General features: G+C 41.1%; 5 protein-coding genes. 3 read left to right on the top strand and 2 right to left on the bottom strand.

Annotated features, from left to right (window positions below):
- Positions 1–57: 57 nt before the first annotated feature.
- Together UYC_RS0113215 and UYC_RS0113210 are read right to left on the bottom strand one after the other, a co-directional pair.
- Entirely contained in the window at positions 58–423 is a 366-nt protein-coding gene (locus UYC_RS0113215; RefSeq protein WP_016876307.1) for a response regulator, read from the bottom strand.
- Positions 424–798: 375 nt separating this feature from the next.
- Positions 799–1221 (bottom strand): hypothetical protein, encoded by a 423-nt coding sequence (locus UYC_RS0113210; RefSeq protein WP_235082996.1) that lies wholly within the window; start codon positions 1219–1221, stop codon positions 799–801.
- 273 nt (positions 1222–1494) lie between these two features.
- Here UYC_RS0113210 and UYC_RS0113205 point away from each other — a divergent pair, with 273 nt between their 5' ends.
- The 3 genes from UYC_RS0113205 (at position 1495) to UYC_RS0113195 (ending at position 8293) form a co-directional block, all read left to right on the top strand.
- Entirely contained in the window at positions 1495–3858 is a 2364-nt protein-coding gene (locus UYC_RS0113205; RefSeq protein WP_016876305.1) for a response regulator, read from the top strand.
- A gap of 300 nt (positions 3859–4158) precedes the next feature.
- Positions 4159–7941: a PAS domain S-box protein gene (locus UYC_RS0113200; protein WP_016876304.1), complete on the top strand. Its 3783-nt coding sequence runs from the start codon at positions 4159–4161 to the stop codon at positions 7939–7941.
- Positions 7913–8293 carry a response regulator gene (locus tag UYC_RS0113195; protein ID WP_016876303.1) on the top strand — a complete coding sequence of 127 codons (381 nt, stop codon included), beginning with the start codon at positions 7913–7915 and terminating at the stop codon, positions 8291–8293. Before UYC_RS0113200 ends, UYC_RS0113195 begins: the two co-directional genes overlap by 29 nt.
- Positions 8294–8508 lie beyond the last annotated feature (215 nt).

Genomic DNA, 8508 nt, shown 5'->3' with positions numbered 1-8508 from the left:
ACACTCCCCAATCCCCGATCCCCAGTACCCAATCCCCAATCACCTTGCCCCCAGTCCTCATGACGTGAGTTGAGTTGTAATTGCATTCAATAGTTCGCAAATATCCACAGGTTTGATGAGATAACCATTTGCTCCTAACAGCAACGCACGGCAACGGTAATCATAATCTTCCTCAGATGTGATAAAGATGAAAGGAATATTGGCTGTAGAAACATCATTTCGTAATTTTTCTAGAACTTCATACCCATTAAGTTCAGGCATATGAAGGTCAGAAAGAATTAAATCAGGATGCTGGTTTTTGGCTAGTTTTAAGCCAATTAAACCATTTTCAGCACACATGACTTGAAAATTTTCTAATGTAAGAATTTCACAAAATATTAAACGAATATCTTCATTATCTTCAATCATTAAAATCTTTTTCATTAAACTTCTCCTTTGAAGCTTAAAAGTGGTTGAGCTAGTTAATTTGAAGTCTTAGGGTAATTACCAGAAGCTAAAAAATCAAGGTTAGTCTAGGTAATAGCTACAACCAAAGCAAGTAATTCTGCTAACTCAATAAATTGGTTAGAATTGATTATCTGATTTTTGAATTTAGTAGTTAACTGTGAATATTTTGTGAATAATCAGAATTAAAAAATTTTTGATTATCTTAATATTTATGAACTGTTGTTATTCAATAAATATGCTATTTCTAAACTTTGGAAGGATATATTGATTTTGTAGTAATATTTATATCCTGTTCCTTCAATAGTACTGATGCTAAAAGATTTAGGATTAGCAAGGCGATAAGCATTAAATTTAATTACAAATTTGAAGAATTTTTTCTAAAAGCAGGCGATCGCTAGTTGAAATATTAAGCATTATGTCGGTATTTTCCTGTTCATTGATATGTAGACGACCACTTGATTCAAACCAAAAATCTTGACCTATTATTAATCCCTGGTTCTGAAGTTTTATTTGTGCCAAATTTCTTGCTACTTTGAGTAAATCGAGTTCTGGTTCTAAATAACAGAAATTATTCAAAATCCAGCTACAAGTATCAGGATCTGACTCCGATAGCCCATAGATGGCTGCTGTCAAAACTTCTTCAATACATAGAGAATTTGGTAAAACGGTGAGAAAGTTTTTGAGAGAGATTATTAATGCTGGATTTTGAGCTTTGAAAACATCCACTGCTAATTCAACGTTAGCCTCGCGGCTACTGGATATGCACATACTCATTGCTTTTCAATTGCCTTGACTGCCACACTTGACGCGAAAATTAAACCTATTCACTGCGATATCCTGACATTAGGGCATCAATGTGAAGATTTTGTGAATGCCAAAACTACAGAATCGCCTTATGACCACAACAAATTGTTTCTTTTCAGCATATCCACAGTGCTTTGTTAATAAACTTGAAGAAGCTAGGGCTGGTTTGAAATAACTGTAGTGGCTTTCAATAAGGGTGATTCCTTATAGTGGTCAACGATTAAGTAAAAATAACTATCCACTATGAGAATTCTGTTAGTAGAAGACGATGAAAGCTTTGCTCAAATAGTTCAGAAAACTCTTACGACGCAGCATTACTTGGTTGATTTTGCTGCTGACGGTGAGGCGGGTTGGGAACTAGTAGAAGCATTTACCTATGATTTAATTTTGTTGGATGTAATGCTGCCAAAACTAAATGGCATTAGCTTTTGCAAACGTATTCGGCAAGCAAAGAACACACACTTGCATCACATCCCAATTCTCCTGTTGACTGCTCAGGATGCCGTTACTAATAAGGTTATGGGACTAGATTCTGGAGCAGATGACTATTTAACCAAGCCCTTTGACTTGCAGGAATTATTGGCTAGGGTACGTGCTTTGTTGCGAAGGGGCAGTTCAATTTTAGAGCCTGCGATCGAGTGGGGTTTTCTGCGTCTTGATCCTAGTAACTGCCAGGTTACTTATGAGGGGCAACTTTTACACCTCACTGCTAAAGAGTATGCTCTGCTGGAACTTTTGTTGCGTCACAGCCACCGAATATTTAGTCAAAGTGCCTTGCTGGATCATCTATGGCCATTTGAAGATTTTCCCTCAGAAAATACTGTTAGGGCACACGTCAAGAGTTTACGGCAAAAACTCAAAAAAGCCGGGGCAGGAACTGATTTAATAGAGACAGTCTACGGACTTGGTTATCGGCTCAAACCAAGAGAATCGAACATCGATAGTCAAGTTACAGAGGCGCACACAGCAGAAAACTCCAAAATTGAAAATTCCCACACTTGGCAGCAGATTGCTCTAGACATATCTGACTTATGGGAAAAGCATAAGGAAAAATATGTTAATCACATTACAGTTGTAGAACAAGCTGTGGCAGAGTTGCTACAAAGCACACTTACAGAAGAATTACGACAACAAGCTCTCAAAGAAGCGCATATACTGGTAGGTTCACTAGGCAGTTTTGGCTTTGATGAAGCCTCTCGCTTATCCCGCGAGATTGAACAGATACTTGAAGAGCAACAAAAGCTTCTCCCCGCGCAAATGAAGTATCTTTCTCAACTGGTTGTGGCATTGCGGCAAGAGTTAGGGCAAGCACCAGTCATTTTACAGCCTCAAGCGCCTGAATCAACTAATTTTGAGCAGCAAGCCCGATTGTTGATTGTTGATGGCGATGCAGTGCTAGCTGAACAGTTAATTGCAGAAGCTACGATCAGGGGAATGTTGGCAGAAGTTGCTACAGATTTATTCCAAGCTAGACAAGCTATAGCCAAAGCCCTACCAGATGTAGTTTTATTAGATTTGTGCTTTAAAGAGTCAGCAGAGAATGGCTTTAGACTATTAGCAGAATTGACAACTAAAGAGCCGCCCGTATCTGTGCTGGTATTTACAGCTACTGAGAGTTTCGCCGATCGCGTGAAAGTCGCAAGGCTTGGCGGCAGGGGATTTTTCCAGAAGCCTGTTTCAATTGAGCAGGTTATGGATGCGATCGCTTCGGTACTGCAACAATCTAGTCAGCCATCAGCAAAGCTAATGATTGTAGATGACGATCCACAAGTTTTAGATTTTTTGCGCTCTTTACTAGAACCTTGGGGATTTAAACTCACACTACTAGATGAACCGCAGCAATTCTGGAGTACGCTGGAGCAGTCTAACCCTGACTTGCTCATTCTGGATGTGGAAATGCCGGAGTTAAGCGGCATAGATCTATGTCAAGTGGTGCGTAATGACTCGCGCTGGAATGATTTACCCATACTGTTTCTATCAGCTCATACAGATCGGGAAACCGTGCAGCGCGTATTTACATCAGGTGCAGACGACTACATCAATAAACCGATTGTAGGGCCAGAGCTGATTGCCCGCGTGCTAAATCGGCTAGAACGAACACAAATTTTACACAAATTAGCAGAAATTGACGAATTAACCGGTCTTACCAATCGCCGTAAATCCGTCCAACAGTTTAGTCAACTTTTGCATCTAGCCGAACGTCAAACTCAACCTGTATGTTTTGCCATACTAGACTTAGACCATTTTAAGCAGATTAATGACCAATACGGTCATGATGCTGGAGATCAAGTACTTAGAAGATTAGGAGAACTGTTAAAGCAGAGTTTTCGCAGTGAAGATGTAGTAGCCCGCTGGGGTGGCGAAGAGTTTATTCTCGGTTTATATGGTACTACTAGAAGTTGTGGTGCAAAGCGGCTAACAGAAGTTCTAGAAATCTTTAGCCAACAGGAGTTTGCCGATGCTAAAAATCGAAGGTTTAGCGTCAGCTTTAGTGGCGGAGTAGCTGAATTTCCCAAAGATGGTGCTGACTTGCAAGCACTGTATCGGGCTGCTGATGTTTTATTGTACCAAGCTAAGGAATCTGGAAGAAATCAGGTATTAGGCTGATTTTATTCTGTTTTTACCTAAATTAAACAAACTAACTAAAGAGAAAATCGATAATATTTCAGTGAATGTATATGTTTATCACTAAGGGTTTTCTAATTAGGTAAACTAGATAAATTTTTATCTACTTTTAATTTTAGATATTTTTATTTATCAAATAAATTATAGTGTTAAATATAGCTGTAAATTTCACTCTATTTTAAGCTTCTATTTTTAGTCTCTAAAATTAATAAAAATTTAATAACAATAATTACACATACTTTGAATAAATAAGCTATTAAAAATTAAAAAGTTAATTAAGATATGCTAAATAATAAACAACTCAAAGCAGAAATAAAAGATAAATTTGGGTTTTTTCCTCCTTTTTTTAGTCCAGCACAGCAAAATTCTCAGGTGTTGGAAAACTTATGGCAACAGACTTTGAGTGCTTATGTAAACAATCCCTTGCCCACTCTGTTCAAGGAAAAGCTTTCTGCTTACCTTTCGCGCTACTGTTTAGTTCCCTACTGCATGGTTTGTCATAGCTGTTCTTTGCGCTCCTTAGGGATGAAAGCAAGCCAAATATTAAAGCTACTGGAATCGTCTCATATAGAAGAAGTAGAGAACGACAAACACCTGCGTGTACTAAATGCCCTACCTGAAAAACAAAAGCTTTTGCCGGAGCTAGACTCGGCATTAGAAGAAGCTTTACTTTACTGTTGTGCCTTGATTTTTCTGGGAAAAGACAGTGCTGGCTCCTATCGAAATGAACTCCGGCGCTTGTTGAAAGCCGAGAATTATCAGCATCTTATAGCCTTAATTGCTTACATCAAAACGTGTCATTTCTGGATGGAAGCCCATCCGGAAGTAGCAGATGAATATACAGCCGACAAGCGATCGCAAGACCATCTTCATAGTCTATTGCAGGAGGAGCCTGCTCTAGCAGAATTTTTGTGCTGCGATCGCCAAAAAGTAAATTGTGAATGCCAAAGCCAAGCAGAGCAACAAAAACAGCTGCTTACCCAAGTAGTAGAGACAGCCAACCAAGAACTGAAAAATAACCTCAGCAAACACAAGCAGACATTAGAGGCGTTTGGAAAGCAAGCAATCATGTTAAGGGAGCAAGCACAGCTCCTGAATTTAGCACGGGAGGCGATCGTAGTTCGCGATTTGAACAATAAAATTACTTTTTGGAATCGTGGCGCTGAGGAAAGGTATGGCTTTTCGCAACAAGAGGCACTAGGAGCAAATATTCACGCACTGCTGCAAACACAATTCCCTCAACCCTTAGCAGATATTGAACGCGAACTGTTTCGTCAAGGTTACTGGGAAGGAGAGCTAAAACAAATTAAACGCGATCGCTCACCAATGATTGTTGCTAGTCGTTGGGCACTACAGCGAGATGAAGAGGGTAAACCAATTGCAATTTTAGAAATAAACACTGACATTACAGAGTACAAGCTTACACAGGAATCGCTTAGAGAAAGTGAAGAGCGCTTTCATGGAGCATTTGAACACGCTGCAATTGGGATGGCATTGGTTTCACTCGATGGTAGCTGGCTGCAAGTCAACCGTTCTCTGTGCGAAATTGTCGGGTATTCGGAGCAGGAATTGCTGACAATGACATTTCAGGCAATCACCCATCCAGATGACTTAGAAACCGATCTCGGTTACATGAGCCAAATTTTAGCTGGTGAAATTCGCTCTTATCAATTGGAGAAACGATACTTTCATAAATGCGGACAAGTTGTTTGGATTTTGCTAAGTGTCTCGTTAGTACGTGACGCCCACGGGCAGCCAAAGTACTTTGTCGTGCAGATTCAAGACATTACAGAACGCAAGCGGGCGCTTGAAGCACTACGAGAGAGTGAGCAGCGATGGCAACTGGCTTTACGCGGCAATAATGATGGTATTTGGGATTGGAATGTCAAAACTAACGAAGTATTCTTTTCTACTCGATGGAAGGAAATGCTTGGGTATGAAGATTGTGAGATTTCAAATCATTTGGATGAATGGGCAAAAAGGGTTCATCCCGATGATTTAGAATGGGTAACCCAAGTTATCCAAGACCATTTTGCCAAGAAAACGCCGTTTTACATTAGCGAACACCGAGTGCAGTGCAAAGACGGCACCTATAAATGGATTCTCGATCGGGGGCAGGCACTTTGGGATGAAGCGGGTAACGTCATGCGGATGGCAGGTTCGCATACCGACATGACAGAGCGAAGGCAAGCAGAGGAAGCGCTGCGCGAGCAGGAAGCAATTTTGCGGAGCTTTTACAATAGTTCCTCGATGATGATGGGTGTTGTGGAACTCTTAGAGGATGACATCCTGCATCTTTCCGATAATCAAACCAGCGCCAATTTTTTCGGAACTACGCCTGCGGCAATGCAGAATCGACGAGCCAGCGAATTGGGAGCTCCTCAATCCCACATTCGCCAGTGGATAGCGTACTATCAGGAAAGCGAACGCACCAATCACCCTGTCCGCTTTGAGTACAATCACAATATCGGTAAAGATATTAGATACTTGTCGGCTACCGTCTGTTTTATTGGCAAAGCCTCTAGCGGGCGCTCCCGATACTCCTATGTAGTAGACGATATCACCGATCGCAAACTCATAGAAGAGGAGCGAGCAAAGCTAATTGCCATCATTGAAGCCGCTTCGGATATCATTGGCACTGCTAGTCTCGATGAGCGGGTAAGCTACATGAACAAGGCTGCCCGGAAGATGTTTGGATTTACAGAAAGTGAGGAGTTTCCTAACTTTACCATTGCCGATGCTTACCCAAAATGGGCTTACGAACTTGTCCACAATGAAGGAATTCCAGCAGCAATGAGCAGCGGAGTCTGGGTTGGCGAAACAGCTTTTTTGAGCCACGATGGACGAGAAATACCAGTTTCCCAACTAGTTATTGCCCACAAATCACCAGATGGCAGAATTAAACTGCTTTCTACTATTGCTCGCGACATTACTCAACAAAAGCAAATCGAAGCAACCTTACGCGAAGCAGAGCGGCGCTGGCGTTCCCTCCTAGAAAATGTGCGTTTAGTAGTTGTGGGGTTGGATCGCAATGGCAAGGTAGAGTATGTAAATCCCTACTTCTTGGAATTAACTGGTTACACGCAACAGGAAGTCATCGGTAAAGATTGGTTTGAAAATTTTATTCCCCGCTACCAAAAACAACCGATAGAGAAGTGTTTTCAAGAAGTATTAGAGCAAAATTTTCACCCCCACTATCAAAACCCCATTCTGACCAAATCTGGCGAAGAAAGGCTAATTGCCTGGAATAATACCTTGCTACGAGATTTGCAGGGTGATGCAATTGGTACGATGAGCATCGGCGAAGATATTACCGAGCGTCAGGCTATAGAACGGATGAAGGATGAATTTCTCTCTGTTGTCAGCCACGAACTACGCACCCCTCTCACATCCATACACGGTGCTTTGAATTTGCTTTCCAGCGGTTTGATAGATGCTCAATCTCACAAAGGTAAGCGTGTAATTGATATTGCAGCAGAAAGTACCGATCGCCTAGTGCGGCTTGTCAACGATATCCTCGAACTCGAACGTTTGGAATCAGGCAAGATTCATTTAAAGAAACAGCCTTGCAATGCTAGTGATTTATTAATTAAAGCCACAGAATCAATGCAATTAATGGCAAATCGAGCCGAAATTACTTTATCCGTTTCTTCCCAAAACATTAAATTGGATGTTGATAGCGATCGCATTATCCAGGTGCTGACAAATCTGCTTGGTAATGCAATTAAATTTTCACCCCCAGGTTCTACAGTCTGGTTGACTGTAAAATCGGAGTTAGTTAATCCCAACAGTATATTGTTCGAGGTAAAAGACCAAGGGCGCGGTATTCCAGTTGAGAAGCTGGAAAGTATTTTTGAGCGTTTTCAGCAGGTTGATGCCTCTGATTCCCGTAAAAAAGGAGGCACTGGTTTAGGTTTAGCCATTTGTCGAAGTATCGTACAACAGCACGGGGGACAAATTTGGGTTGAGAGTATCTTTGGTAAAGGTAGCAGTTTTTACTTTACGTTACCTGGCTGTTTAGCAGAGGATGTGTGCTATGACAACCAAGCGCATCTTAGTGATTGACGATGAAGATGGTGTTCGCGAAATCATCCAATTTTCTTTGGAGGCAGCGGCAGGATGGGATGTGTTAACAGCGGCTTCTGGTACTGAAGGGTTAGCAATAGCCCAAACTCAACAGCCTGATGCAATTATTCTAGATTTGATGATGCCTGAAATGGATGGATTGGCAACTTTTGAGCAGCTACAGGCTAATCCTGTAACTGAGCAAATCCCAACCATTTTATTGACAGCGAAAGCAAAGGTAAGCGAACAACAGCAATTTATCGATTTAGGTGTAAAAGGAACGATCGCAAAACCCTTTAAGGCTCTGGAGTTGGTGAAACAAATCCGAGAGATTTTGAACTGGAGCGAGTAATTACCAAAAATGGTGGGATTGCGCTTGAGGTAATTCGTAATTGCTTTGCTCATTGATATTAATGTAACTGACTGAAAATATACAACCTGGGATTAGCGATCGCGCCCTTTAAGGTAATTCATAATAAAGACAGAAGTAAAATAACACTGCTATTTATAAGTAAATTTCCAGCGTGATTTTTCTTTTCCCTAGCCCCTAATCCCTAGCCCCTAGCC

The organism is Chlorogloeopsis fritschii PCC 6912, from assembly GCF_000317285.1.
Taxonomy (GTDB): Bacteria; Cyanobacteriota; Cyanobacteriia; order Cyanobacteriales; family Nostocaceae; genus Chlorogloeopsis; species Chlorogloeopsis fritschii.
The sequence above is the reverse complement of the archived record's forward strand: the minus strand, read 5'-3'. Positions and strand labels throughout refer to the sequence as shown.

Bases quoted from the DNA above. Each gene is read 5' to 3' on its own strand.
- UYC_RS0113200 (WP_016876304.1), top strand. From the start codon at position 4,159: ATGCTAAATAATAAACAACTCAAAGCAGAAATAAAAGATAAATTTGGG.
- UYC_RS0113205 (WP_016876305.1), top strand. From the start codon at position 1,495: ATGAGAATTCTGTTAGTAGAAGACGATGAAAGCTTTGCTCAAATAGTT.
- UYC_RS0113215 (WP_016876307.1), bottom strand. From the start codon at position 423: ATGAAAAAGATTTTAATGATTGAAGATAATGAAGATATTCGTTTAATA.
- UYC_RS0113210 (WP_235082996.1), bottom strand. From the start codon at position 1,221: ATGAGTATGTGCATATCCAGTAGCCGCGAGGCTAACGTTGAATTAGCA.
- UYC_RS0113195 (WP_016876303.1), top strand. From the start codon at position 7,913: ATGACAACCAAGCGCATCTTAGTGATTGACGATGAAGATGGTGTTCGC.